Origin of the sequence: Streptomyces sp. NPDC012794, assembly GCF_042901085.1 — a bacterium.
Lineage (GTDB): Bacteria > Actinomycetota > Actinomycetes > Streptomycetales > Streptomycetaceae > Streptomyces.
In genome coordinates, this window is record NZ_JBIBCI010000006.1 from 217,026 (window position 1) to 243,150 (window position 26,125).

Below are 26,125 nucleotides of genomic sequence, written 5' to 3' on the forward strand. Positions count from 1 at the left end.
ATGGCCAGGATCCCGATGCCCGACGTCGTCGTACTGATCCCCGGCATCGCCGGCAGCGTACTGACGCGGAACGGGACGGACCTGTGGGCGCCCTCGTCCTCGGCGGTGCCGGGCGCCCTGGCGCTCCTGGGGCGCTCCCTGGAGGAGCTGGAACTGCGCGACGGCCAGGACGACTGGCGCGTGGACGGCCTCGGCGACGGCGTCGTCGCCGACCGGCTGGTACCCGGCCTGCACATGCTGCCGGGCCTGTGGAAGATCGACGGCTACACCGCCGTCGAGGAGTTCCTGCTGGACCGCTTCGACCTGAAGCGGGGCCGGAACTACTTCCCCTTCCCGTACGACTGGCGGCGCGACAACCGGGCCGCCGCCCGGCAGCTCGCCGGGCGCGGCGCCGGCTGGCTGCGCGACTGGCGCGAGAGCAGCGGCAATTCCGCCGCACAGCTCGTCCTGGTCGGGCACTCCACGGGCGGCCTCGTCTCCCGCTACTACGTCGAAGCGCTCGGCGGCTGGAAGGACACCCGGGCCGTCGTGACCTTCGGCACCCCCTTCTACGGCTCCCTCAACGCGGTCGAGTTCCTCTGCAACGGCTTCCCCCAACGGATCGGCCCCTTCGAGCACGACCTCACCCGCCTCCTGCGCTCCTTCACCGGACTGCACCAGCTCGTGCCCGTCTACCGCTGCGTGTACGGGCGGGACGGGGCCGCCACCACCCCCGCCAAGGCCGGACTGCCAGGCTGGCAGCCGCAGTGGAGCCGCCAATCCACCGCGTTCTACGAGGAGATGGAGGCCGCGGCCGCCGCCAACCGGCAGGACCCCGCCTGGGAGGCCGGCCAGGTCGTCTACCACCCCGTCGTCGGCGCGGACCAGCCCACCCGGCAGTCGGCCAGGATCACCGGCGAGGAGGTCGAGACCCCGATGGCCCGCGAGGACCACGACGAAGGCGGCGACGGAACCGTGCCCCTCGTCTCCGCCGCCCTCTCCGGCACCGAGGACGCCCGCACCTTCGTCCCGCAGAAGCACGGCGGCCTGCAGAACCACGGCGCGGTGCTCGACCACCTCGAGGGCGTCCTCCAGTCCCTGCACGACATCCGCACCGACGACCTGCGCGCCGCCGCGACCACCTGGTTCAGCCACCTCGGGGACGACCTCTACCTCGCCGGGGAACCGGTGGTCTGCGAGATCGGCGCCCACAGCGCCCAGGGCGAGAGCGAACTGCCCGAGGTCCCCGCCAGGCTGTCGGTGACCAGCCGGACCACCGGGCGACCGGCCGTCGACCTCACCGTCATCGTCCCGCGCGAGCGCCGGCGCCTCGACCTGGGCGTACTGCCCCCCGACACCTACGACCTGCTGATCAGCGCCGGCGCCGACACCTTCCCGCTGTCCGACGTCTTCGTCGTGGTGGCTCCGGAGGCGACCGTGGCAGAATGACGGAACGTGACCGAACCCCTCACCTCCGTCCTGATCGTCGACGCGGCGAACGTCGTCGGCTCCGTGCCCGACGGCTGGTGGCGCGACCGCAAGGGCGCCGCCGAACGGCTGCGCGACCGGCTCGCCCGGCGGGACACCGGCGAGGAGGTCATCCTCGTCGTGGAGGGTGAGGCCCGCGGCATCGCGTCCGTGCCCGGCGTCCGGGTCGACTCCGCGCCCGGCAGCGGCGACGACCGCATCGTGGAACTCGCCGCCGCCCACGCCGGCCGCCCCTGCGTGGTGGTCACCGCCGACCGCGCGCTGCGCGAACGGGTGAAGGCGTACGGGGCCGAGTGCGCGGGCCCCCGGACGGTCCGGCCCTCCTGAGGATCTTCTGATCGATTTCTGTGTCCGCTGGGGCTGGGGCTGGGGCTGGAGGTGGCAGGGGCTGTTCGGGTCGGTAGGCACATACCGTCTCTTTCCAAGTAAGCGGTTCGCGATGGAACTCAGGGGCGACCGGGGGTGCTCGCGGGCACCTCCACCCCGCCGCCGCGGCCAGAGGCCGCACCGGCCACGCATCCGTTCGCCACCGCGACGTTCCACGTGGCCGAGTGCTGTAATGACGTTGCGCAACGGATCTGATTCGGTGCCGCGCGGCACTGTCTATGCCGGGGGTCCCGGATTGTTGACGCGCTGTGGGTCTTGATCTGAAAGGTCACCGAGTCGCTCGGTGAGGGCATCGATGTGCTCCGGCTGAGCCAGGAGAGATATAGCCACTTCTTGTCTGCGATGGAGCGCGGCGACGTCTTGACGCAGCACGCGAAGGCGCGCATGCATCCGCAACCGCGTCTGCCATGGGTGCCACAGCGCCCGGAGCAGGTGTTGAGCTGTCGCCTGCCGATATTCCTCACACTGCGTCATGAGTTCTTCGAGCGACTCACCCAGGACACCGCCCAGGTGGAGATCGACCACTCTGATGACCTCGCATTGCAAGGCACGTTCCTCGCTGCCTCCGGCGAAGTCCAAGATCCTGCGGGGTATGCCCGCCGAGAGCGCAGCCACCACAAGATCTGAGACCGCTTCCCGCTGGGCGTGCTCGGCGTTCCGGCCGTCCTCCAGGACCGCCGTGACGCCAAAACGTGCCGTGGCGAGCAGTCGTGCCCCGGCTAAGTGCCGCGACGGACTCTCCCTCCGGCTCGGCACGATGTCGCATATCCTGTCGCGCACCGCTGCGACGCGGAGGAGCTGTTGCATGACCGCTGCTCGCTGCTGCCGACGTTCCTGGTTCCTGGAGAGGTAGTTGGTCACCGCGGCGCCGACGACACCGCCGGCCGTGGTGTATGCCAAGTCCATCCATCCAGGCATGGAAGCCGCCTCACTGTACCGGGAGCAAGCAAATCACTTGGCACCGAAACGGTCCGAGCGTAAGCGGGCTGCTGGGCCCAGGGGAAGACCGAGATCACGTGAAGGCAGTGTGGACCCAACACGACTGCCAGGCACCCGGCGGGCGCGGGCTCACCGGTCACAGCCACTCGTTGAGGACTGCGACCAGCACGGTTGCCTCGTAGCGGACGGCAAGCTTGTCGTATCTCGTGGCCACGGCCCGGTGGCGCTTGAAGCGATTGATTGCGCACTCGACGGCATGCCGCTCGCGGTAGTCCGTCTTGTCGAACCCGAGTGGCCGACCGCCTCGAGAGCCGGGCTTCTGGCGGTTGCGGACTCGGTCGGCTGGGCCCGGGATGGTCGCCTTGATCCCGCGTCTGCGCAGGTAAGCCCGTTACGGCGGGTGCCGTACGCCTTTTCGGCCCGCACCCGGCCCGGGCACCTGCGGGGCCGCCCGCGCCCCAGCCGGGGTACCCGGATTGCCGCCAAACCGGCTCGAACTGCGGAGAATCACCCCGCTGCCCAGCCGTGATCACCACCGACAAAGGCTCCTGTCCCAGCTCGACGGCGAGGTGGATCTTGGTAATCAGTCCGCCTCGGGAGCGTCCGAGCCCGACGGCAATGCCGCCGGGCGGCTCCTTCTGCAGACCCCCATTTTTCGACGCACCGGCAGCGTGCTGGTGGGCCCGGCAGACGGTGGAGTCGATGTTCACGCCCCAGGCGATCAGGCTCTCCGCGTCCGCCTGGGCCTGGAGCTGGGTGACGATCCGCGCCCAGGTGCCATCGCGCTGCCAGCGTCTGAACAGGTCGTAGACCCGGTCCCACCGGCCGTACCGCTCGGGCACGTCCCGCCATGGGGCGCCGGTCCGGGTCCGCCACCGTATGCCCGTCAACCAGATGCCGCCGTGTCCACACCGCCGGACGGCCCGGCTTGGTGCCCTTGGGCAGCAACGGCTCCAGCCGGTCCCACTGGCTGTTCGTCAGGTCACCACGCCCCACAAAGCGTGATCATCCCCGTCCAAGATTCACTTTCGCAACACGCTTCTAGGCAGACGGACCTGCCGCCACCGGCGTGCTCAGCCGGTGAGGAAGGCGCCCTCCGAGCAGGGGCGGCAGACGAAGACGTAGCCCAACCGGCCGCCGAGGTTCATCGCGGTCCTCTGGTCGATCCCCTCCTCCAGGTGTGCCGCGAATTCCGTCGGGCCGGAGCAGGAGGGGCACCTGGGCAACCGGTCGTCGTCCAGGTAGGAGGGACTGCCGCCGAGCGATCCGAGCACCTCGCGTTGCTTCCCGAACCGCTCGTCCGGCTCCCGCTTCCACCCTGAACGGGCGAGGTCGTACGTGTCGCGCGGGAGATCGCCGCTGTCATCGTCCTTGGGTTCGAGCGTCACGACCCGGGTCGTGATCGCCGACACCGCGGGCAGCAGCGTCACGCCCTTCTCGGGTACGGCCACCGGTACCAGTCCTGCGGCCGGGAAAAGAAGGACCCGGTTCGCCCCGGAGGTCGCGTCCCACAGCTCGCAGGCGCCCGGATCGTTCTGGCACACGAACACCGACAGGACGCCGTACTCGACCGGCAAATGCGCGAAGAACTGCATCGGCCCTCCGCAGTAGTCGCCGCACACCGGCCAGATGAACCCCGCGGGGGCCAGCGGCACACCCCCGGTCCGTGGCACGTCTGCATCGGGCGCGGCCGTGCCGTCGTAAATCATCAAAGTCGCCTGCATGAAAAAAGGGTACGGGCAGTCGGCAGCTCAGGATCCAGCATGCGCAGTGGGCCGTCGCGGATCATTTCCCGATGTACCCCGAGGACGGAGCACTCCGCAGGATGGCGACGCCGGCGGCGCTAAGCGTCAAGGACGCGATGGTGATCCTCGGCCAGTTTCCGCGCTTGCCACCGATCCGGCGTCTGCGCATACGCCGGCGGCGGTCTCGATCAGGGCCAAGGCTGCCGTCAGGGTCCCGCCCGGCAGGTGACGCAGGGTACCGCTTCCCGCCACGCCCGGGGGCTTCCCCGGGAAAATCCACGGCCGCGCACTAGGCTGGTGGGCCGTTCTCCGCCGGACCGGAACAACCCGGGCAGACCCGGGCTCCGCCGGCGCCCCGGACGCGTCCGGCAGCGAGACGTGAGGGCCCATGGCAGCCACACCGGAACGCGGCGAACTCACCCTGACGCCCTGCGGAGCCGCCCCTGACGGCCCCGCGCCCGGCGGGGAGTCACCCGGTGAAGCCGGGAAGGCCGCCCGGTTCTCCGCCGGGCCCGCCGCCCCGCCCCGTACCCTCCTCGACGTCTTCGAGGCCTCCGTACGGGCCCACCCCGACGAACCCGCCCTGGACGACGGCACCTCCCGGCTGACCTACCGGGCCCTGGCCGCGCGGGTCGAACGCCGCCGGCGCGCGCTCGCGGCCGCCGGGGTGGGGCTCGGCGACCGGGTCGGGGTACGCGTCCCCTCCGGGACCAACGAGCTGTACGTGGCCGTCCTCGCCGTGCTCGCCGCGGGCGCCGCCTACGTACCGGTCGACGCCGAGGACCCCGAAGAGCGGGCCCGCCTGGTCTTCGCCGAAGCCGGCGTACGGGCGGTCCTGGGCGCCGGCCGGCGCATCGACCTCACCGGCCGTCCGTCCCCCTCCGCCACCCCCACGCCCGCCGCCCGGCCCGGACCCGAACACGACGCGTGGATCATCTTCACCTCCGGCTCCACCGGCCGGCCCAAGGGCGTCGCCGTCACCCACCGCAGCGCCGCCGCCTTCGTGGACGCCGAGGCCGCCCTGTTCCTCGCCGACGAGCCGATCGGCCCCGGCGACCGGGTCATGGCCGGACTGTCCGTCGCCTTCGACGCCTCCTGCGAGGAGATGTGGCTGGCCTGGCGCCACGGCGCCTGCCTCGTCCCCGTGCCCCGCCACCGGGTCCGCAGCGGCGCCGACCTCGGGCCCTGGCTGGTGGAACAGGAGATCACCGTCGTCTCCACCGTGCCGACCCTGGCCGCGCTCTGGGAGCCGTCGGCCCTCGACGAGGTCCGGCTCCTGATCTTCGGCGGGGAGGCCTGCCCGCCCGAACTGGCCGCACGCCTCGTCACCGAAGGCCGCGAGGTCTGGAACACCTACGGCCCCACCGAGGCCACCGTCGTCGCCTGCGCCTGCCCGCTGACCGGCGAGGAGCCCATCAGGATCGGCCTCCCGCTCGCCGGCTGGGAACTGGCCGTGGTCGACGGCTCCGGCGAGCCCGTCCCCATGGGCGGCAGCGGCCAGCTCGTCATCGGCGGCGTCGGCCTCGCCCGCTACCTCGACCCCGCCAAGGACGCCGAGAAGTACGCCCCCCTCGAATCCCTCGGCTGGTCCCGCGCCTACCGCAGCGGCGACCTCGTACGCGCCGAACCGGAAGGCCTGGTCTTCCTCGGCCGCGCCGACGAACAGGTCAAACTGGGCGGCCGCCGCATCGAACTCGGCGAGGTCGACGCCGCCCTCCAGGCCCTTCCCGGGGTCGCCGGCGCGGCCGCCGCCGTACGCACCGCGCGCGGCGGCAACCAGCTGCTCGTCGGCTACCTCGTCACCCAGGACGGCTGGGACCGCGCCGATGCGGTCGACCGGCTGCGCGCCGAACTGCCCGCCGCCCTCGTGCCGCTGCTCGCGCCCGTCGACGCGCTGCCCACCCGCACCTCCGGCAAGGTCGACCGGGACGCCCTGCCCTGGCCCCTGCCGGACGCGGAGACCCCCGCCCCCGCCGAGCGGCTGCACGGCACCGAGGCCTGGCTCGCCGAACAGTGGGGCGAAACCCTGGGCGTGCCCGTGACCGGCGCCGACGACGACTTCTTCGCCTCCGGTGGCAACAGCCTCGCCGCCGCGCAGCTCACCACCCGGCTGCGCACCCGCTACCCCGCGGTGGCCGTCCTCGACGTCTACCAGAACCCGACGCTGCGGAAACTGGCCCGGCGGCTGGAGCGGTCCGTACGCGACGACGGCGCCGCCCGCACCGTCGCGCCGGTCCCGCTGCGCTCCAGGGCAGCCCAGTGCCTGCTGCTGCTCCCGCTGTTCACCCTCGTCGGCCTGCGCTGGACGGTGGCCCTGCTGGCCCTGGGCAACCTGCTGCACCGGCTCGGACCGTACCCGTGGGCGCCGACCGCCTCCTGGTGGTACGTCACCGCGGGCGCGGCCTTGCTGCTCAGCCCGCCGGGCCGCCTCGCCATCGCCGCCGGCGGCGCCCGCCTGCTCCTGCGCGGGGTCCGGGCCGGCCGCCACCCGCGCGGTGGAAGCGTGCACCTGCGGCTGTGGACGGCCGAGCGGCTCGCCGAGTGCTCCGGCGCCACCTCCCTCACCGGCCCCTGGCTCCAGCGCTACGCCCGGGCGCTCGGCGCCCGCGTCGGCCCCGAGGTGGACCTGCACTCCCTGCCCCCGGTCACCGGCATGCTCCGGCTCGGCCGCGGCTGCGCGGTGGAGGCCGAGGTGGACCTGTGCGGCCACTGGCTGGACGGGGACCGGCTGGAGATCGGACCCGTCCGGATCGGCGCGGAGGCCGTCGTCGGCACCCGCAGCACCCTCTTCCCCGGAGCCCGGGTCGGCAAGCGGGCCGAGGTGGCACCGGGTTCCGCCGTGACCGGACGGGTCCCGGCCGGCCAGCGCTGGGGCGGGGCCCCCGCCGTCAGGCTCGGCAGGGCGAAGCACGACTGGCCCGAGGAGCGCCCGCCGCGCCCGCTCCACTGGCGGGCCTTGTACGGGGCGACCGGCTTCTGCCTGACGGCCCTGCCGCTCGTCGCCGCCCTGCCCGCGCTGCTCGTGGCCGCCCGGTTCGTGCCCGCCGGCGCCGGACCCGGCAGGGCCCTGCGCGGAGCGCTGCTCGCGGCGGTGCCCGGGGCGCTCGTCTTCGCGCTGGCGTACGCGCTGCTCCTGCTGGCCGCCGTACGCCTGCTCAGCCTCGGGCTGCGCACCGGCAGCCACCCCGTCCACAGCCGCGTCGGCTGGCAGGCCTGGGCGGTCCTCCAGTTGATGGACCTGGCCCGGGCGGCGCTCTTCCCGCTGTACGCCGGCCTGGTCACCCCGGTGTGGCTGAGGCTGCTCGGCATGCGCGTCGGGCGGGGCGCCGAGGTGTCCACCGTGCTCGCGCTGCCGAGCCTGACCACCGTCGGCGACGGCGCGTTCCTCGCCGACGACACCCTCACCGCCCCCTGCGAACGCGGCGGCGGCTGGATCCGGATCGGGCGCTCCGAGATCGGCCGCCGGGCCTTCCTCGGCAACTCAGGGATGACCGCGCCCGGCCGTACCGTGCCCGACGGCGGGCTGGTCGGCGTCCTGTCCGCCACTCCGAAGAAAGCCAAGAAGGGCAGCTCGTACCTGGGGCTGCCGCCGGTCAGACTGCCGAGGTCCGCCGCGGCCGCCGACCGCGGCCGCACCTACGATCCGCCCGCCCGGCTGCTGTGGGCGCGCGGCCTGGTCGAGACGGCCCGGTTCGTGCCCGTCCTCTGCTCGGCCGCGCTGGCCGTGCTCACCCTGGCGGCGCTGTGCGCGCTGAGCTCGACGGCCGTGCTGGGCGTCCCGGGCGCCGCCCTGCTGTCCGGAGCGGTCCTGCTCGTGGCGGGCGCCGCCGCGTGCGCCGTCAGCGTGGCCGCCAAGTGGCTGCTGGTGGGCCGGCACCGGGCGGGGCAACACCCGCTGTGGAGCGGCTTCGTCTGGCGGGGCGAACTGGCCGACACCTTCGTGGAGGTACTGGCGGTGCCCTGGTTCGCCGGCGCGGTCCCCGGCACCCCGCTGCTGGTCCTGTGGCTGCGCGGGCTCGGGGCGCGGATCGGGCGCGGCGTGTGGTGCGAGAGCCACTGGCTGCCGGAGGCGGACCTGGTGACCCTCGGCGACGGGGTCAGCGTCAACCGGGGCTGCGTGTTGCAGACGCACCTCTTCCACGACCGGATCATGCGGACGGATACTGTGGTCCTCCGCGAGGGCGCCACCCTGGGCCCCGGCGGAATCGTCCTGCCCGGGAGCACGGTCGGGGCACGCACCACCCTGGGTCCCGCCTCCCTCGTGATGGCCGGGGAGTCCGTCCCGGCCGACACCCGCTGGCTGGGCAATCCGATCGAGGCGTGGCGGTCCTGAACGGACCCGGGCACGGCGCAGGGAGCGCGAGCGGCGATGATTGGCCAGACAGCGGCGGCTGACCCGTACTTCCCGGACAACGGAGACCCCCGGTACCGGGTGCACCGGTACGAACTCGCCCTGGACTACCGGCCCGGCCCCAACCGGCTGGCCGGCACCGCCCGGCTCAGCGCCATCGCCGGGCCGGCCCCGCTGGCCGAGTTCCACCTGAACCTCGCCGCGTTCAGGATCGGCCGGGTCCTGGTGGACGGCCGCGTCCCGCGCCACACCCACCGGGCCGGACGGCTCCGCGTCCGGCCGGCCGCTCCGCTGCCGCCCGGCGCCGCCTTCACGGTCGAGGTGCACTGGGCGGGCAACCCCCGGCCGGTCCGCAGCCCCTGGGGCGGCCTCGGCTGGGAGGAACTGACCGACGGGGCGCTGGTGGCCAGCCAGCCCGTCGGCGCACCCTCCTGGTACCCGTGCAACGACCGGCCCGCCGACAAGGCCGCCTACCAGATCTCCCTCACCACCCCGTCCGCCTACACGGTGGCCGCCGTCGGCCGGCTGCTCACCCGGACCACCGGGGCCAGCACCACCACCTGGGTGTACGAACAGGCCGCGCCCACCGCCAGCTACCTCGTCGGCCTGTCCATCGGCACGTACCGGACGGTGCCGCTGGGCGACCCGGACGGCGGCGGGGTTCCGCAGTTCGCCCACGTGCCCGCCCGCGTGCTGCCGCGCTTCTCGCGGGACTTCGCCCGGCAGCCCGCCATGATGCGGCTCTTCGAGGAGCTCTTCGGCCCCTACCCCTTCGGCGAGTACACGGTGGTCGTCGCCGACGAGGAACTGGACGTACCCGTGGAGGCCCAGGGCCTCTCCCTGTTCGGCACCAACCACGTGGACGGCGCCCGCGGTTGGGAACGCCTCGTCGCCCACGAGCTGGCACACCAGTGGTTCGGCAACAGCGTGGGTGTCGCCGACTGGCAACACATCTGGCTCAACGAGGGCTTCGCGAAGTACGCCGAATGGCTCTGGTCGGAGCGCTCCGGAGGCCGCCCGGCGCACGAGCACGCCGCGGCCGCGCACCGGCTGCTGGCGGGGCGGCCCCAGGACCTGGTACTGGCCGACCCGGGCCGCAAGCTGATGTTCGACGACCGCCTCTACCAGCGGGGCGGCCTCGCCGTGCACGCCGTCCGCGGCGCCCTCGGCGACGGGGCCTTCTTCCGGATGCTCCGCGACTGGACCGCCCGCCACCGGCACGGCGTGGTGACCACCGGCGGATTCACCGCGCACGCGGCCGACTACGCCGCCGGGCCGCTGGACGGCCTGTTCCGGGCCTGGCTGCACGAGCCGGCGCTGCCGCCGCTGCCCCCGGCGCCCGCCGGGGGCCCCGCCGCCTGACCGGTCCCGGGAGCCCGGCCGGGCGTCATGGCCCGGCGCGGCCGCTCACCAGGGGCCACTCGCGGTGCAGGGCGCCCAGCGGGACGCGCCGCTCGACGACCGGCGTACCGAACACGGACAGCTGGAGCTGGAGCTGCCCGCTCAGGCCGAAGCCGCCGTACAGCGCCCAGGAGCCGTTCGCCGTCGGCTCACGCCGCGTCCAGGGCGCATTCGGCCCATATGACCTTTCCGTCCGGCGTGTAGCGGGTGCCCCAGGCCTGGGCGAGCTGCGCGACGAGGAACAGGCCCCGGCCGCCTTCGTCGGTGCCGGCCGCCCGGCGCATGCGCGGGGCGGTGCCGCTGGCGTCGTACACCTCGCAGATCAGGGCGCGGTCGTGGATCAGGCGTACCCGGACCGGCCCGCCGCCACCGTACCGGATGCCGTTCGTGACCAGCTCGCTGAGCAGGAGTTCCGCCGCGAAGGCGGCCTCCTCCAGGCCCCATCGGCTCAGCTGGCCCATGGCGGCGGCGCGGAGGTCGCAGACGCGGGCCGGGTCGGCCGGCAGCTCCCAGCCGGCGATCCGGTCGGCGGGCGTGGCGCGGGTGCCGGCGACCAGGAGCGCGATGTCGTCGGCGGGGTGCTCGGGCACCAGCGCGTCGAGGACCGCCCGGCAGGTGTCCTCGGGGGAGCGTCCGGGGTGGCCGGTCAGGGTGCGGCGCAGCTCGCCGAGGGCCACGTCGATGTCGCGGTGGCGGTCCCCGAGGAGCCCGTCTGTGTAGAGGACCAGCCGGCTGTCCTCGGGGAGGCGGAGCTCGGCGGACTCGAACGGCAGACCGCCCAGGCCCAGCGGGGGGCCGGCGGGCAGGTCGGGGAAGGTCACGGTGCCGTCGGGCCGTACCAGGGCGGGCGGCGGGTGGCCGGCCCGGGCCATCGTGCACAGCTGCGTGGTCGGGTCGTAGACCGCGTACAGGCAGGTGGCACCGACGATGGCGGTACGGCCCAGGGCCGGATCGTCCCCGCCCTCCTCGCGGTCCAGCCGCACCATGAGGTTGTCCAGGTGGGTCAGCAGCTCGTCGGGGGCCAGTTCCAGCTCGGCGAAGTTCCGGGCGGCGGTGCGCAGCCGGCCCGTGGTCGCCGCCGCGTGCAGGCCGTGGCCGACGACGTCGCCGACGAGGAGGGCGACGCGGGTCCCGGACAGGGGGATGACGTCGAACCAGTCGCCGCCCACTCCGGTGTCGGCGGGCAGGTAGCGGTGGGCCACATCGACGGCGCTCTGTTCGGGCAGCCCGTGGGGGAGCAGGCTCCGCTGCAGGGCCAGGGCGAGGGTGTGCTCACGGGTGTAGCGGCGGGCGTTGTCGATGCACAGGGCGGCGCGGGCGGCGAGTTCCCGGGCCAGGGAGCGGTCGTCGTCGCCGTAGGGAGCGGGGTCGCGGGAGCGGTAGAAGCTTGCGACGCCGAGGACGACGCCGCGGGCGAGCAGGGGGGCGGTGATCAGGGAGTGGACGTTGTGGGCGAGGAGCAGTCCGGTGTGCTCCGCGTCCTGGGCGATCCAGCCGAAGGCGGCCTGCAGATCGGGTTCCAGCACCGCCTGTCCGGTGGCCAGGGCGCGCATGTGGGGCGTGGTCGGGCGGAGCTCCACCCGCTCGCCGGCCGGGTAGAAGGGACAGTCGTCGCGGATGCCGTGGACCACGGTGCGGACCAGCTCGCCGGTCGGGTCGCCGGACTCCTCACCGCGCAGCACCGACTCCGGCAGGTCGACGGTGACGAAGTCCGCCAGCCTCGGGACGGCCGTCTCGGCCAGCTCCCGGGCCGTGCGGCCCACGTCCAGCGTGGTGCCGATCCGGGTACTGGCCTCGGCCAGCAGCTCCAGGCGCCGGCGGGCCGCGACGGCGTACTTCCCCACCTCCGGCTCGCCCACCAGCACCAGCCCCCGGACGGCACGGCCACCCGGGCCGGCGGCCCCGGCGGGGGCGGCGGCCGTCCCGGACGGCGGGCGGGCCGCGTGGGCGGGCGGGGGCGCGTGGTGCTCGTCCTCGTCGGGCAGCAGCGCCTCGACGACGACGCCCTCCACCCCGTCCGCACTCGTCACGGGCCGGCTCACGAGGGTGACCCGCCGCCCGCGGGACAGCGGCACCTCGGCGGCGGCGCGGTGCGCGCCGCACAGCAGCTCGGTGGCCTTCTCCTCGAGGGTCGTGTGGTCGCTCTGCTCCAGCTCGCTCAGGAGCAGCTCCGCCAGGGTGACCGGGTGCCCGTCGAGGGCGTCCCCCCGGGCCAGGGCGAGGGCCCGGGACCGGCTCCCGGCCTCCAGGTACGCCTGGAGCAGGCCCCGCTCGCGCGCCGAACTCTGCTCCATCAGCCGCCGCTCGATGGCCTCGGCGGCCCGGCGCACGACCGCGGCCAGTGCCGGGTCGGCGTCCGTGCAGGGGTAGCCCAGGCACAGGACGCCCTCGATGTGCCCGCTGAGCTGGTCGCGGACGGGCATCGCGGTGCAGGCGCTGGACTGGGAGCGCTCGGCGAAGTGCTCGGCGCCGTTGACCTGGACGAACCGCCGTTCCGCGAGGGTCAGGCCGATCCCGTTGGTCCCCGCGACCCGCTCGGCGAAGACGAAGCCGGGCTGCGTCTGGATCGGCGGCAGCCGGCCGGGCAGGGACCTGTCTCCGAAGCGGCGTTCGAGGACGGTGCCGCGGCCGTCCGCGAGGCAGATGTTCATCGGGCGGCCCGCGAAGATCGACGCCAGCCGGTCGAGTACGGGTGTCGCGGCGCGGACGAGGGGACCGTCCGCGTCGAAGTCCTGGGTGAACGGCAGTTCGGTCTGGTCCGGCGACAGCCCCAGCAGCATGCTGCGCTGCCAGGAACTCAGGATCGGACCGCGCACGCTCCGCACGACCGATTCGGCCGACCCGCCGTGCAGGAACCGGTCACGGGACTGCACGGGGCCGGTGCCGGTGCGGTCGTCCACGACCCCCATGTGCACCACTTCCCTCGCCGCAGCAGTCGCGATGGCGTCGATTTGAGTATATTCCCCACCTTTTGCCCGGGTGTGGGGGTGGGGGGCGGCCCGCCGAAGGTCCGGTCACGGCACCGCGACCGGATTGACGGGGGATCCCGTGCCGCCCGGCACGTTCAGCGGGCCCACGACGAGCATGAAGGTATGGCGGCCGCCTCGGCGCAGGCGGCGGACAGCGCCTCCAGGTCGAGGTTGTCCAGCAGCGGCACCCCCATCGCCGTGATCGCCAGCGTGTGCACGGGGGAGTGCAGGCCCTCCACCGGTGACGGCCGTACGTCGCTGTCCCCGTCGGCGCCGAGCAGGGCGACGGCCCGCCGCGCCAGCAGCGGTACGGCGTCCACGTGCCAGCCCGCGCTGCCCGTGGCCGGGTCCCACGGGCCCTTCTCCCGCCGGCGGCGGAAGCGTCCGGAGCGCAGCAGGACCGCGTCGCCGTCGCCGATGGTCACGCCGAGCACCTCCTCCGCGGCCAGGACGTCCCGCGCCCGCACCGCGTGCCCCGGCTCCAGCCGCGGCACCCCGAGGACGGCGGGCAGGTCCAGGAGCACGGCCCGGGTGACCAGCGGGCCCAGGGCCGCCACCGAGCCGAAGCGGACGCCCCCGGCGCCGATCTCCTCGCGCGCCGTGCGCCCGTCGTAGAGGCGTCCCCGGTAGCCCATGTGCCCCAGCGCGTCGAGATGGCTGACGGCCTTGCCGTGGTAGTCCGCGCCGAGGAAGTCCATGTACGCGGACGGCTCCTGGGTCGCCACGTCACCGAGGTCGGTCATGTGGTGCAGGGCCGGCCGCGCGTTGTCCGGGCCGGGGACGGTGTCCCAGGGGCGCCCCAGCGGCACGACCGTGCCGGACCGGACCAGTGCGGCGGCCCGGCGCACGTGGTCCGCCGTCACCACGTTGAAGGCGCCGCGGCCGGGGTCCTCCCACCGGCCCCAGGTCCGGACGGCGTTGAACACAGGGCGTCGAACTCCCGGCGGGAGACGGAGGCTCCGCCCGGGGGAGTCCCGCCGGGACCCCCGCCCCCGGGGCGGGGCGGGGGAGCGGGGGCATCGGCGGCACTGGGACTCATGGGGCACTCCGGGGTCGTACGTCCGTGGCCCGAGCTCTATCCCCGCCGGGACGCGCCCTCTACCAGGCCCGCATCGGCTCGCCCTCCACGAGCTGGGAGACGAATCCGTCCGGACCCTGCGCGGGCTCCCCCAGGACCGTCACGCGGTGCATGACCCGGTCGACGTCGAGGTGGGCGAAGTCGGTCGGGGCGAAGTGGCAGGTGCTGCGGTTGTCCCAGAAGGCGATGCTGCCCGGCTCCCAGCGGAAGCGGACGGTGTACTCGGCGCTCGTCAGGTGCTGGAACAGCAGATCCAGCAGGTGGCGGCTCTCCAGCTCGGTGAAGCCGGTGATCCGGGTCGTCGAACCGGGGCTGACGAACAGCGCCTTCTCGCCGGTCTCCGGGTGGACGCGCACCACCGGGTGGACGGCCACCTGGGGGTCCTCGCAGTAGATCCGCAGGATTTCCCGGTCCCGCGCGTCGGAGTGGCGCAGGTGGACGGCCGTGAAGAAGGCGTGCTCGGCGGTCAGCCCGTCCACGAGCTCCCGCAGCGGTGCCGACAGGCCCTCGTACGCGGCGACCGTGTTGGTCCACTGGGTGTCGCCGCCGAAGGCCGGCGTCCGCTCGGCCCGCAGGATGGACAGGCTGGGCGGGTTGACGGCCTGGGTCAGGTCGCTGTGCCAGCCGGCCAGCGGCGAGGACCACTTGCGGCGGTAGTGCTCCTCGAAGTCGGCCCCGTAGCGCTCGGTGTCCGCCTTCGGGTCGACGGTGAGGATCTCCGGGTGCCCTTCGGGGTGCACACCGTGCTTCTTGCCCGGCCGCCGGGTCAGCGCGCCGAAGCGGCGGCCGAAGGCTATGTGCTGGGCGTGGGTGATGTCCTGGCCGCGGAAGAAGACGACCCGGTGGGTCAGGACGGCCTGCCGGATCTCGGCCACCGTGGCCTCGTCGAGCTCCTGGCCGAGGTCGACCCCGGAGATCTCGGCCCCGATGCGGCCGGCCACCTGCTCGACGGAGATCCTGGTGGGCTGCGCGGTCTGCGTCACGGTTCTGCCTTTCTGGTACTTTCCACGCAAATGGTGCAAGGAGCGGCGTGGGTGAACAGCCCCTCGTCCGAGGGGCTCCGACGGTTGACGGGCTCAGGCCGGCCGGGCCACCAGCTGCGTCCACAGGGGGAGCAGCAGCAGCGCGAGGACCGAGCTCTTGATGACGAGGGAGGCCGACATGTCGACCCCCACGTCGTAGCGCTGGGCGAAGATGAAGAGGTTCTGCGGCGCGGGCATCGCCGCGATGAGGACGAGGTAGCTCAGCCACTCGCCCTCCACCCCGAAGACGTAACGGCACATCGCGAAGGTGATCAGCGGCAGCGCCACGCACTTGAAGCCGATGATCCAGATCTCCTCCAGGGTGGTGCCCCGGACACTGATCCCGCTTCCGCCCAGGTGCAGGCCGAGTGCGAACAACGCCACCGGCGAGGCGCTGTCGCCGACGAAGGCGAAGCTGTCCAGCACGACCCCGGGCACGGTGACGGGCAGCAGGTTGAGCACGATGCCCGCGTTGCAGGCGATGACGACCGGGGTCATCAGCGAGGCGGCGACGGCCGATCCCAGCCGCCGCGCGGGACTCCCGGCCCGGTCCGGCCGGCCCAGCTCCATGATCGAGATGACGATCAGGGACAGCACGCACACCTGGAAGAGCAGCACCGGGAAGATGGGCGCCGCGTTCCCGAACAGCATGATGAACACCGGCACGGCGAAGTAGGCCGTGTTCACCTGGACGGCGGCCATGATGCGCAGCGCCACACCCCGCGGATCGCGTACGCCCACGGTCCAGGCGATGACCCCGATCAGCGCGGCCGCGGCGCACGCCGCGGCCGCGTAACCGCTGATGGCCCGCCAGTCGAACAGGGCCCCCAGATCACTGCGGTAGATGTTCCCGAAGAGGAAGCAGGGCACGGCGAAGAGGAACGCGTAGTCCGCGAAGACCTTGGAACTCTCGGCCGGCACCACCTTCCGCCGTGCCAGGACGACCCCGCATCCGAAGGCCAGCACCACCGGTGCGAGTTTTTCCAGAGCATCTACCGCTCCCATGCACGTGCCCTTGCTCTTGCGGCCCCCACGGGGCCTGCTTTCCCGTCGCGACGGCTTCCTACCGGGCCCGTGCGCCGGGGACGCGCAGCTCCGCGCGCCCCCGGACCAGCTCCCGGTAGGCCGTGACGATCTTGCGTGTCACCGCGTTGCCGGCGACGTCGTAGTGATGATCATCGAGGCGGCCGACGGGGAGGATCTCACACGCGGTCCCGCACAGGAACGCGCCGTCGGCCTCGCCCGCGAACGCCGGGGCCAGATCGGCGACCACGCACTCGATCCCCTCCCGCTCGGCGATCGCCAGCACGCACGCCCGGGTGATCCCGTCGATGGTGCATCGGGTCGTCGGGGTGTACAGCACCCCGCCCTTCGTGAAGAACAGGTGCGCCCCGGTCGCCTCCACGAAGTTCCCCCGGTCGTCGAGGAGGAGGGCGTCGTCGAAGCCCGCCCGCAGCGCCTCGTTCTTGCTGACCGTACCGATCATGTAGTTGCCGGCGGCCTTGCTCTTGACCGGGGCGTACTCCGGCGAAGGCCTGCGGTAGCGGCCCGTCACCAGAGAGATCCCCTGGTCGAGGGCGTCCTCCGCCGCGTAGTAGCCCGCGGGGAGCTCCCACGCGGCCACCGAGGTGTGCACCGACGTCTTCAGCGCGGCGGTCTGGATGATCTCCGAACCCCGCCAGGCGTTCATGCGGACGTAGCCTTCGGTGAGGCCCGCCACGGCGATCACCGCGCGGGTGGCCTCGTACAGCACGTCCTCGCCGTACTCGAGCTCGAAGTCGAGGATGCGGGCCGAGGCGCCGAGGCGCGCGATGTGCTCCTCCAGCATGAACGCCTCGCCGCCGTACACGCGGATGCCCTCGAAGACGCTGGAGGCGTAGTGCAGTCCGTGGCTGAGCACGTGGAGCCGGGCGTCGGCCCAGTCCACGAGGGCGCCGTCGTACCAGATCTTCCCGGTGCGCTGGTCGAAGGGGATCACTGCTGCCTCCTTCTCAGAGCGCGAGGTCGAAGAGCTGACGGGGCAGGTCCCCGACGAGGGCGACGAAACGCCGCTGGTGCCGGGTCAGGCTCCGCACCGACACCCCGTGCAGGGCCAGCGGGTTGATCGGGTACAGCACCAGGGTGTTGCTCCGGTACGGGACGGTCGTGACCTCCTCGACGTACTCGGGGTCGATGTCGAAACGGTTGTCACCGTACTCGGAGGCGCTGGTGCGGAACTTGTGCGCGCCCGGCCGGTACTTGTAGAGCACCAGGTCGCCGCCGGTCGCGTCGTCCTCGGGCAGGCGCATGTAGAACAGCCCGCCGAAGAGCTTGTGCGGCTTGTCCACGTGCGGCCCCCGGTACGCGGAGGGACGCCCGGTGACCGCCGAGTTGATGACGGCCGTGCAGTCCATGAGGATGTCGTGCGTCTCGAAGCCGTCCCGGTTGCGGCGGCCGACGCGCAGCTCGCGCAGCGGGCCCACCAGCTTCTCGGCGTCCGGGAGGTTGGCGAGCAGGTCCTCCTGGAAGAGGTCGAGGAACTCCTCGTAGAAGGCGGGGGAGGAGTGGTAGGTCACGAAGTCCTTCCACACCGCCGCCATCGTGTCGTCGGCCAGGACCATCTCGGACATGTAGTTGTAGCGCTCGTTCGAGGTGATCGGCTTGCCGATCCGCTCGCCGATGTACTCCGCGGTCGGCATCGACTTCGCCAGCGCCTCGTACAGCTCCTGGGGCAGGGCGTCGCTGATCACGATGTGCGGGAACGGGTCGCGGCGGATGTCGTCCTTGGTGACGCCGGCCAGGAGCGAGGTGATGGCGGGCCGGGACTCGGGCGTGTCGGTCATGTCCTGTCTCTTTCCTAGGGGTGGAGGGGGGCGGGGGTCAGGCCGCGTGCGGAGAGCCAGCTCTCCAGGACCAGGAGGGACCAGAGCAGCTCGGCGGCGTGCGCCCCCGGGCTCTCGGTCTGGGCGCGGAACAGCTCGTGGACGGCGTCCCGCCGCACGTAGTCGCGGCAGCGGGCGCCGGGGCCGAGGAGGAGGTCGCCGACCATGTCGTACAGAGCCTCGCCGGGCCGGATCATCGCCGCGACCGGCAGGGTGAACGGCTGCTTGGGCCGCTCGATGACGCTCCGGGGCACCCAGCGCCGCGCCGCCCGCGCCACCGGCGCCTTCACCGTGTCCCCGGCCACCTTGACGGCGGCGGGCAGCGCGTGCGCCAGTCGCATCACCGACGGCTGGAGGAACGGGATCCGGGCCTCCACCGAGTGGGCCATGCTCAGATGGTCGACCCGGCGCAGGATGTAGTACGGGAACCGCTCGGCCTGGTCGTAGCGCAGCAGCGTCTCCAGCCTGCCGTGCCCGCCCGCGCCCGCCCGGCGCGCCAGCTCGTCGCCGCTGCGGTCGCCGAAGTGGCCCCCCGACGCCCGGACGTGCGCCAGGTAGCCGGGCGTGTACAGCCGGGCGAGCGACCCCGTGCCCGCGACGGCCATCGTGTCCTGGTAGGCGCGGTGCCAGGCGGAGTCGCCGTCCCGGTCGGCCTTGACGAAGCGGGCGTACCCGGCGAAGAGCTCGTCGGCCCCGTCGCCCGTCAGGGCCACCTTGAAGCCGGCGTCGTGCACGGCCTCGAACAGGGCGAAGGTGCTCAGGCTGTGCGGGGCGTTGTTCGGCTGGTCCAGGTGGCGGGTGAACCGCTCGACGAGCTCGGGGAACCCGGCCGGGTCGAGGAGCACCTGGTGGTGCTGCGTACCGCAGTGCCGGGCCACCTCCGCGGCGTAGTGGCGCTCGTCGGCCGGCCAGTCACCCCGGTAGGCGATGTTGAACGAGGCCACGTCGGACACCAGATGGGCGGCGAGCGCGGTGGTGTAGCTGGAGTCGAGCCCGCCGCTGGTGATCACACACACCGGCACGTCCGCGTCGAGCATGCGGCCCATCTCGGTGAGCAGCAGGCCGTCCAGCAGCTCCGCCGCCGCGTCGACGGTCGCGACCCCGCCGGGCCAGTCCGGCTCGGCGGGCTCCAGGGCGGTCCGGGTCAGGGCCGGGCGTCCGTCCGCGAACCGCAGCACCGAGCCGGGCTCCAGGGTGCGGACCCGGGTGTAGACGGTGCCCGGTCCCCACACCGCCTTTCCGCCGAGGTAGCGGTCGACCGCGAGCGGATCGAGCTCGTCGGGGAAGTCCGGGAAGCGGGAGAGCGCCCGCAGTTCGGAGGCGAAGCACAGCCGGCGGCCGTCGGCGGACACGTAGTAGTAGAGCGACTTCATGCCCGCGTGGTCGGTGAAGAGCTTCAGGCACGGCTCTTCGCGCTCGTCGACGACCGCGATGGCGAACATGCCCTCCAGACGGCTGGTGAAGGCGTCGCCGTACAGCTCGTACAGCGGCAGCAGCACGTCACCGTCGCAGTCGCCCTCGAAGGAGTAACCGTGCGCGGCCAGTTCGGCACGCAGCTGCCGATGGTTGTAGATCTCGCCGTTGAACACGCAGCACAGCGCGCCACGTACGAAGGGCTGGTCGCCGGCGGAGACGCCCTGGATGGCGAGCCGGTTGTTGCCGAGCGCCCAGCCGTCACCGCGCCGGACGGTCTGCGCGTCGGGCCCGCCCTCGAACATCGCCGAGGAGACGGCGTCGAGCACGTCCCGGCCCGCGGGCTCCCCGCCGAAACAGCCGTGGATGCGGCACATGGCTCATACCTCCGTCCGAGCGGGGGCGGGGACGCTCCCCGCCGCTTCGAGGGAGAGCGCGGCCGATCCGGCGCGGCTCTGCCGCGCCCCGGGGTGGTGCCGGCCGACGAACTCGGTGACCAGCTCGACCTGCCGCAGGATGTCGTCCAGCTGCACGGGGGAAGGACTGACGCCGTGGCCCTCCAGGGCACTGTTGCCCGTCTTCAGGTAGACCGGCGACGCCACCCGGACGATGTCGGGGGCCTCGTAGGTGCGGATGAACCCGCCGGAAGACCGCGGGTTGTCCACGTGCAGGTCCAGCGGGACCGTCACCGCCTGCCGCAACGCCGCGATCATCGGCAGCGTCAGGTCGCGCACCGGGTTGAAACTGTCCGCGCCGAGCATCTCCAGCATCTGCGCGGACGCCGGATTGCCCTGACCGCAGTGCGCGGAGACCTTCAGATGGATCCCGGCCGGCAGGTCACCGGCGGTGCGCAGCCGCCCCAGCACCCACAGCAGGCCCTCGTCGTAGACGACGAACCCGCGTACGCCCAGGCCGATCCCGCGCTTGACGTCCTCGACGGCGCGCACGATCTGCTCCTGGCCGCGCAGCCGGTAGCCGATCCGGGCACCCTCGGGCGTCTGGGCCCCGGCACCGATGTCGTTCGTGGCGCGGGGGCCCACCGACATCAGGACCTCGGCGCCGAACTCCTCGCCGAGCGCGACGTACTCGCCGATCTCCCTGGCCGTGTGCCGGTACATGCCCCGGGTCTCGGTGATGCGGTTGATCGTGAATCCGCGGCGCCGGCTCTCCCGCAGCAGCCGTTCGGCGGCCGCCACCGAGTTCACCGTCGGCACCTCGATGCGGAAGTGCCCGCCGTCGGCGAAGACGGCGTCCGAGTCGGGGGTGAGCTGGGGGTCCCCGTCCGGCAGGCCCAGCCGGGCGAGCTGCCGGCGGGTCTGGTCGAAGAATGCGGTCGTGGTCGTCGTCCTCACCTCGTCACCTCGATGCCGAGCCGGTCGGCCATGCCCCCGACGATGTCCTCGGCGATGCGGATCGACGTCTCCCGGTCGGCGTGCACGACCTGGACCTCGCCGAAGTTGCCGAGGTTCCCCCGGCAGGGCAGGAGGGTGTCGCCCTCGGGGAAACGGACCGTGAGCGAGTGCAGGCTGTCGCCGTACTCCTCGGCGGCCCAGCCGAGGTCGGGCACCCGCTCGGGGGTGGCCACCCGGTCGGCGGCCCCGAACCAGCGGACCGTCGCGTACGCGTCGAAGACCGTCGGGCCGCGTTCGATCGGTTCGTTCAGGTGGATCCGGACGAGCAGTTCGAAGATGTCACCGCCGCCCGCGAGCCGGAACAGGTTCGGCAGGCAGGAGCCCATGATGCGGGGGTTCAGCTCGATCAGCCGGGGCGTGCCGTCCGCGCCCAGCATCACCTCCACGTGGAAGACGCCGAGCCGCAGTCCGACGGCGCCGACCACCTCCTCGGCGAACCGCATCACCCGCTCGTGTTCCTCCGGCGAGATCCCCGCCGGGATCGTGGTGCCGGTCTCCAGGGCCTCGTGCCGGTGCCAGGTGGACCGCTCGCTGACCGCCAGCCGCAGGAACCGGCCGTGCACGAGGCCGATCTCGGCGGAGACGAAGCGTCCGCTCAGGTACTCCTCGACGAGGATGCCGGCCGCGTACGCGTCGTGCGGGGCGTCCGCGAGGACGGCTGCCAGCCGCTCCTCGTCCGCGACCACGTGGGCGCCCTCGCTGCCGGACCCCCGGGCCGGTTTGACGACGACGGGGTATCCGCCGTCGGCCGCGAACGCGGCGGCCTCCTCGAAGCCGGAGACGACCGCGTACCGGGTGGTGTCCACGCCGGCCGCCGCGAGGATCTCCCGGCAGCGGTCCTTCTGCTTGGCCGCCTCGGCGGCGCCGGCGTCGGTGAAGGGCACCCCGATCTCCTCGGCGATCCGCGCGACGGGGACCACCAGCGCGTCGACGGTGGCCACGAACCCGTCGACCGGCCGCTCCCGGTGGACCTCCAGGACGAGGGAGCGCAGCGCCACGGGGTCGGTGGCGTCCTTCAGGACGTGGACCCGGTCGACGAACCGCGCGTACGGGGAGGCGTCGAAGTCGATGTTCTGCGCCTGCTCCATGACCAGTGAGCGGATCAGCGTCACGTGGTGGCCGAGCCGCTTGGCCGCCTCGAACGCGGGCGCGTTGCCGGCCTTCCAGGTCACGAAGACCACGTGCCGGACGGGCGCGGACGGGTGTGGGGGGTGGATCGGGTCTGTCATCGTGTCTTCCTCGCGAAGCGCTGGCCGATGCGGACGAATCCCGGGACCGCGGTACCGGGGGTGGGAATGAAGGAGATCGAACCGGCGAGGACGTTCTTCTCGGACATCGAGCTGAAGCCGCCGGCGCCGGACAGCACCAGGTCGCCCTCGTCCAGGCACAGCCACGCGCCGTCCGGCTGCCGCTCGGAGTACGCGTAGCGCAGGTGCTCCGTGCCGTGCAGCACCTCCAGCCGGTAGCCGTCGGAGGTGTACACGCCGGCGCAGTCGTCGAGTTCCATCTCGAACGGGCGCCCGGTGCGGATGAGCCCCTCGCCGGTGAGGGAGCGCAGCAGGTCCTCGTACAGACCGAAGGCCGGGTAGGCGTTGGCGAGCAGCAGCAGGAAGGAACGTTCCTCGGGGAAGATCTGGACGAAGTTGTGGTGGCCGCTGCCGTTGGAGTTGAAGCCGAAGGCGGACGGCCCGAACATCAGCCAGCCCAGGCCCCAGGCGTGCATGAAGTGGTGACCCGGAACGGGGATCTGGGGCGTGCGCATCTCCCGCGCCAGCCCGGCCGACAGCAGGCGCTCCCCGCCGGGGGCGACCCCGTCGCCGACGGCCAGCATCGCGATCCGCGCCAGTTCCTCCAGGGTGAGGCACACGGAGAACGAGCCGGCCGCGTCGTCGGCGATGGTCTGCGGCGGCGGGTCGTGGCGTACGTAGCCCTTGACCCGTTCGGTCCACACGTAGCCGACGGAGACGGCGTCCCCGTAGTGGCCGCCCTCGGTGAGGGTCTCGGGGACCTCCCGGATGCCGAGCGGGGCGAGCATCAGCTCGTTCACCGCACGCCGCCAGGGCATGCCGAGCAGCTTCTCGATCAGCGCGGCGACGATCGACGTGCCCACCGCCGAGTACGCGAACACCTCGCCCGGCTCGAACAGCTGGCCGTAGGCGGGCAGGGTGGCGATGTAGCTGTCGAGGTCCGGCAGGCCGCCGGTGTCGTGCCAGACCTCGTACGAGTCGTCGACTCCGCTGGTGTGCGACAGCAGGTGCCGCAGGGTGACCTTGACGGTGCCGCCGTCACGGCGCCGGAACGCCTGCGGCAGCAGCTCGTCCAGCGGCTGGTCGAGGCCGAGCAGCCCCCGGTCCACCAGCCGCAGGGCGACGAAGGCCAGCATGGGCTTGGTCACGCAGGTGACGCGCTGGCGCGTGCCGGGACCGTACGGGGCCCCTGACGCGGTGTCGGTGACGCCGTGGTAGCTCAGTTCCAGGGTGCCGTCGAGGAACACGGCGGCGCCGGCTCCCGGTACCCCGTGCCCGCGCGCGGACTCCCGCAGCGTGTCGGCCACGGCGCGGCGCCGCTCCGCCGGCCCCGCCGCCGCCCCGGAGGCGGAGGCCCCGGCGGCCTCCTCGCGGGTGCGGCGCAGCAGCGCGGCCTGCTCCGCGAGGGTGCGGTGGCGGTAGACCTCCGCCACCCGGACGGGCCGGCCGGCCGCGTCGGACAGGCGCGCCGCCAGCAGCGTGGCGAGCAGGGAATGCCCGCCCACCGCGAAGAAGTCCAGGCCGGGGGAGACCTCGGTCAGACCGAGGAGGTCGGCCCACACCCCCGCCACTTCCGCCTCGTCGGGGCCGGCCGGGCCGTCACCGGTGATCCCGGCCGCCGCCGGCCCCGGCCCCCACTCGATGTCCCGTGCCGCCAGGGTCTTGCGGTCGACCTTGCCGTTGGGCAGCCGCGGCAGCCGCTCCTCGACGATGATCCGGGCGGGCTGCATGTAGTGCGGCAGCTTGGCCCGCAGATGGGCGGCCATGGCCTCGACGGTGATGTCGTCGCCCTCCAGGCCCACGTAGCAGACCAGCCGGGTGTCACCGCCGGTGCGCACGGCCAGGGCCGCGACGTCGCGCAGGCCCACGACCTCGCGCAGCGTGGCCTCGATCTCGCCGAGCTCGATCCGGAAGCCGCGCACCTTCACCTGGTTGTCCTTGCGCCCGAGGAAGCGGAGCTCGCCCTCCTCGGTCCACCGGGCCAGGTCGCCGGTGCGGTAGAGCCGTCCCCCCGGCACCGCGCCGAGGTGCGCCGGTGCGGCGACGAACGAGGCCGCGGTGCGCTCGGGGTCGTTGATGTAGCCGCCGGCCAGGCCGTCGCCGCCCAGGTGGAGTTCGCCGGTGGCGCCGTGCGGGACGAGCCGGCCGAGCGGGTCCAGGAGGTGGGCGGTGGTGTTGTGGACCGGAACCCCGATCGTGGGGGCTCCGTCGACGCGGCCGGTGAAGCACTTCCAGGTGGAGTACGTGGTGTCCTCGGAGGGCCCGTAGAGGTTGTAGAGCCGCTCGGTGCCGGTGGACGCGAAGGCCTCGTTGACCAGTTCCCGGGAGAGCGGCTCGCCCGCCACGTTGAGGACGCGGGTGGAGGAGGGCACCGCGCCGCGCTGGAGCAGGACGTTCAGGGCGCTCGGCACGGTGTTGACCAGGGTCGGGAGCAGCCCCTCGTCCTCCGTGAGGGCGAGGACGTTGTCCACGACGACGACGCAGCCGCCCCGGGTGAGCGGCGCCCACAGCTCGAACACCGACAGGTCGAAGTTGAGCGAGGTGGAGAAGAGCACCCGGCGCAGGTCCTCGGCCGTGTACGTCTCCTCGGCCCAGGCGAGGAGGGCCACCACGTTGCGGTGGCTGATCATCACGCCCTTGGGCAGGCCGGTGGAGCCGGAGGTGTGGATGAGGTGGGTGGTGGAGGCCGGGTCGACGGTGACGTCCGGCGCGCTCTCGTCCTCCGTCTCCGCCTTCTCCCACAGCTCCCGCCACGGCAGGGCCCGCACGGGACCGTCACCGAGCCAGGCGGGGGCGTCCTCGCCGTCGTGGACGACCGCCGCGAGGTCGGCGGTCGCGGCGATGGCGCCCAGCCGGTCGGCCGGATAGGCGGGGTCGAGCGGCACGTACGCGCAGCCCGCCTTGTGGACGGCGAGCAGGAGGACGACGCTGCGGTGCGTGCGGGCCAGCGACAGCCCGATCCGCGAACCCGGCGCGATCCCGTGGGAGGCCAGGGCCCGGGCCAGCCGGTTGGCCTGGCGGTCGAGCCGGCGGTACGTCAGTACGCTGTCCCGCCACGCGACGGCGGGCGCGTCGGGGGTTCGGGCGGCCTGGGCCTCCACCAGGGCGTGCAGCGGAGTGTCCCGGTCGTAGGGGCGGGCCGTGTCGTTGAACCCGTGGAGCAGCCGGTGGGCCTCGGGCCCGGACAGCAGGGCCAGTTCACCCGCCGGAACCCCGGGGCGGGCGGCCGCGTCCGCCAGCAGGGTGTCCAGGTTCGCGGCCATCCGCGCGATCAGTGCTCCGGGGAAGAGGGCCCGGTCGTAGTGGAGGGTGAACAGCGGGCCGTCCGGCCCGGTCCGCGCCTCCAGCAGGAGCGCGAAACCCCCGGGCACGGGGGCGGTGCCGTCGGACTCCAGGAAGCCCGCCCGCAGGCCGTCGCCGAGGTCGGCCACCGTGCCGGGCGCGGCCTCCCGTACCGCTTCCCGGTACGCGCCGGCGAGTGCGAGCGCCAGGGCGGGGAGGGTCGGCTCCTGTGCGAGCACGGAGCGGACGGCGACCGGCGGCGTACTGTGCGCGCCGCCCGCCCGGGCCAGCACGATGTCGTCCTGGCCGCTGTAGCGGTGCAGGAGCACGGCGAACGCGGCGTGCCACAGGTCGGCGGGCCCGGCCCCGGCGGTCGTCCCGCCCGGCGCCGGGACGGTGCCCGGCCAGGAGTGCGTGCCCCGGCCCGCGCCGTCGGCGCCCTGCCTGGTGTCCCGCACGGGCAGTTGCAGGGCCTGCGGTGAGTCGGCGGACATGTCGCCCACAGTGATGGTCCCCTCGTTTGCATTTCGTTCGCCGGCCGTGCGGCGGAC

General features: G+C 73.3%; 15 protein-coding genes and 2 pseudogenes. 4 read left to right on the plus strand and 13 right to left on the minus strand.

What is annotated here, in order from left to right; all coding sequences use genetic code 11:
• A complete protein-coding gene (locus ACFY7H_RS14340) occupies window positions 1-1,428 on the plus strand; it encodes an esterase/lipase family protein (protein WP_388937825.1) in 1,428 nt (475 codons plus the stop codon).
• 6 nt (window positions 1,429-1,434) lie between these two features.
• The gene (locus ACFY7H_RS14345; protein ID WP_388937827.1) at window positions 1,435-1,794 is read left to right on the plus strand and encodes an NTP pyrophosphohydrolase; all 360 of its coding nucleotides are present in this window, start codon (window positions 1,435-1,437) and stop codon (window positions 1,792-1,794) included.
• Window positions 1,795-2,070: 276 nt separating this feature from the next.
• Here ACFY7H_RS14345 and ACFY7H_RS14350 read toward each other — a convergent pair whose 3' ends face one another.
• The 3 genes and pseudogenes from ACFY7H_RS14350 to ACFY7H_RS14360 all read right to left on the minus strand — a co-directional run bounded on the left by ACFY7H_RS14350 (window position 2,071) and on the right by ACFY7H_RS14360 (window position 4,448).
• Window positions 2,071-2,760: a hypothetical protein gene (locus ACFY7H_RS14350; RefSeq protein WP_388937829.1), complete on the minus strand. Its 690-nt coding sequence runs from the start codon at window positions 2,758-2,760 to the stop codon at window positions 2,071-2,073.
• A 169-nt stretch (window positions 2,761-2,929) separates the two neighbouring features.
• Window positions 2,930-3,789, minus strand: a pseudogene (locus tag ACFY7H_RS14355) (IS5 family transposase).
• A 77-nt stretch (window positions 3,790-3,866) separates the two neighbouring features.
• Window positions 3,867-4,448: a hypothetical protein gene (locus ACFY7H_RS14360; protein ID WP_388937831.1), complete on the minus strand. Its 582-nt coding sequence runs from the start codon at window positions 4,446-4,448 to the stop codon at window positions 3,867-3,869.
• A 478-nt stretch (window positions 4,449-4,926) separates the two neighbouring features.
• On the opposite strand from ACFY7H_RS14360, the gene ACFY7H_RS14365 reads away from it, so the two are divergent.
• Complete coding sequence (locus ACFY7H_RS14365; protein ID WP_388937832.1) at window positions 4,927-8,871, plus strand: Pls/PosA family non-ribosomal peptide synthetase; 3,945 nt, start codon at window positions 4,927-4,929, stop codon at window positions 8,869-8,871.
• 36 nt (window positions 8,872-8,907) lie between these two features.
• Window positions 8,908-10,251, plus strand: coding sequence for a M1 family metallopeptidase (locus ACFY7H_RS14370; RefSeq protein ID WP_388937834.1), 1,344 nt, complete (start codon window positions 8,908-8,910; stop codon window positions 10,249-10,251).
• A 188-nt stretch (window positions 10,252-10,439) separates the two neighbouring features.
• Here the strand turns inward: ACFY7H_RS14370 and ACFY7H_RS14375 are convergent, their stop codons facing one another.
• The 10 genes and pseudogenes from ACFY7H_RS14375 to ACFY7H_RS14420 all read right to left on the minus strand — a co-directional run bounded on the left by ACFY7H_RS14375 (window position 10,440) and on the right by ACFY7H_RS14420 (window position 26,068).
• The gene (locus ACFY7H_RS14375) at window positions 10,440-13,199 is read right to left on the minus strand and encodes a SpoIIE family protein phosphatase (RefSeq protein ID WP_388937836.1); all 2,760 of its coding nucleotides are present in this window, start codon (window positions 13,197-13,199) and stop codon (window positions 10,440-10,442) included.
• A gap of 105 nt (window positions 13,200-13,304) precedes the next feature.
• Window positions 13,305-14,298 (minus strand): annotated as a pseudogene (locus tag ACFY7H_RS14380) (cyclase family protein).
• Window positions 14,299-14,357: 59 nt separating this feature from the next.
• Entirely contained in the window at window positions 14,358-15,320 is a 963-nt protein-coding gene (locus ACFY7H_RS14385) for a TauD/TfdA dioxygenase family protein (RefSeq protein ID WP_388937838.1), read from the minus strand.
• Window positions 15,321-15,413: 93 nt separating this feature from the next.
• Window positions 15,414-16,364, minus strand: a complete 951-nt coding sequence (locus ACFY7H_RS14390; RefSeq protein WP_388937840.1) for an AEC family transporter — start codon at window positions 16,362-16,364, stop codon at window positions 15,414-15,416.
• A 58-nt stretch (window positions 16,365-16,422) separates the two neighbouring features.
• Window positions 16,423-17,337, minus strand: coding sequence for an aminotransferase class IV (locus tag ACFY7H_RS14395; RefSeq protein WP_388937842.1), 915 nt, complete (start codon window positions 17,335-17,337; stop codon window positions 16,423-16,425).
• A 13-nt stretch (window positions 17,338-17,350) separates the two neighbouring features.
• Window positions 17,351-18,181 carry a hypothetical protein gene (locus ACFY7H_RS14400; protein ID WP_388937843.1) on the minus strand — a complete coding sequence of 277 codons (831 nt, stop codon included), beginning with the start codon at window positions 18,179-18,181 and terminating at the stop codon, window positions 17,351-17,353.
• A gap of 14 nt (window positions 18,182-18,195) precedes the next feature.
• Complete coding sequence (asnB, locus tag ACFY7H_RS14405; RefSeq protein WP_388937845.1) at window positions 18,196-20,010, minus strand: asparagine synthase (glutamine-hydrolyzing); 1,815 nt, start codon at window positions 20,008-20,010, stop codon at window positions 18,196-18,198.
• A 3-nt stretch (window positions 20,011-20,013) separates the two neighbouring features.
• Window positions 20,014-20,985: a peptidase gene (locus tag ACFY7H_RS14410; RefSeq protein ID WP_388937846.1), complete on the minus strand. Its 972-nt coding sequence runs from the start codon at window positions 20,983-20,985 to the stop codon at window positions 20,014-20,016.
• The gene (locus tag ACFY7H_RS14415) at window positions 20,982-22,274 is read right to left on the minus strand and encodes an ATP-grasp domain-containing protein (RefSeq protein WP_388937847.1); all 1,293 of its coding nucleotides are present in this window, start codon (window positions 22,272-22,274) and stop codon (window positions 20,982-20,984) included. The genes ACFY7H_RS14410 and ACFY7H_RS14415 overlap by 4 nt, the downstream gene beginning before the upstream one ends.
• On the minus strand, window positions 22,271-26,068 hold the full coding sequence (locus ACFY7H_RS14420; RefSeq protein WP_388937849.1) for an amino acid adenylation domain-containing protein: 3,798 nt from the start codon (window positions 26,066-26,068) through the stop codon (window positions 22,271-22,273). The genes ACFY7H_RS14415 and ACFY7H_RS14420 overlap by 4 nt, the downstream gene beginning before the upstream one ends.
• Window positions 26,069-26,125: the final 57 nt, after the last annotated feature.

What these genes read in the sequence shown, in the direction of transcription:
- ACFY7H_RS14340 (WP_388937825.1), top strand. Translation starts at nt 1, where the DNA reads ATGGCCAGGATCCCGATGCCCGACGTCGTCGTACTGATCCCCGGCATC.
- ACFY7H_RS14350 (WP_388937829.1), bottom strand. Translation starts at nt 2,760, where the DNA reads ATGGACTTGGCATACACCACGGCCGGCGGTGTCGTCGGCGCCGCGGTG.
- ACFY7H_RS14365 (WP_388937832.1), top strand. Translation starts at nt 4,927, where the DNA reads ATGGCAGCCACACCGGAACGCGGCGAACTCACCCTGACGCCCTGCGGA.
- ACFY7H_RS14370 (WP_388937834.1), top strand. Translation starts at nt 8,908, where the DNA reads ATGATTGGCCAGACAGCGGCGGCTGACCCGTACTTCCCGGACAACGGA.
- ACFY7H_RS14375 (WP_388937836.1), bottom strand. Translation starts at nt 13,199, where the DNA reads ATGGGGGTCGTGGACGACCGCACCGGCACCGGCCCCGTGCAGTCCCGT.
- ACFY7H_RS14390 (WP_388937840.1), bottom strand. Translation starts at nt 16,364, where the DNA reads ATGGGAGCGGTAGATGCTCTGGAAAAACTCGCACCGGTGGTGCTGGCC.
- ACFY7H_RS14400 (WP_388937843.1), bottom strand. Translation starts at nt 18,181, where the DNA reads ATGACCGACACGCCCGAGTCCCGGCCCGCCATCACCTCGCTCCTGGCC.
- asnB (WP_388937845.1), bottom strand. Translation starts at nt 20,010, where the DNA reads ATGTGCCGCATCCACGGCTGTTTCGGCGGGGAGCCCGCGGGCCGGGAC.
- ACFY7H_RS14415 (WP_388937847.1), bottom strand. Translation starts at nt 22,274, where the DNA reads ATGACAGACCCGATCCACCCCCCACACCCGTCCGCGCCCGTCCGGCAC.
- ACFY7H_RS14420 (WP_388937849.1), bottom strand. Translation starts at nt 26,068, where the DNA reads ATGTCCGCCGACTCACCGCAGGCCCTGCAACTGCCCGTGCGGGACACC.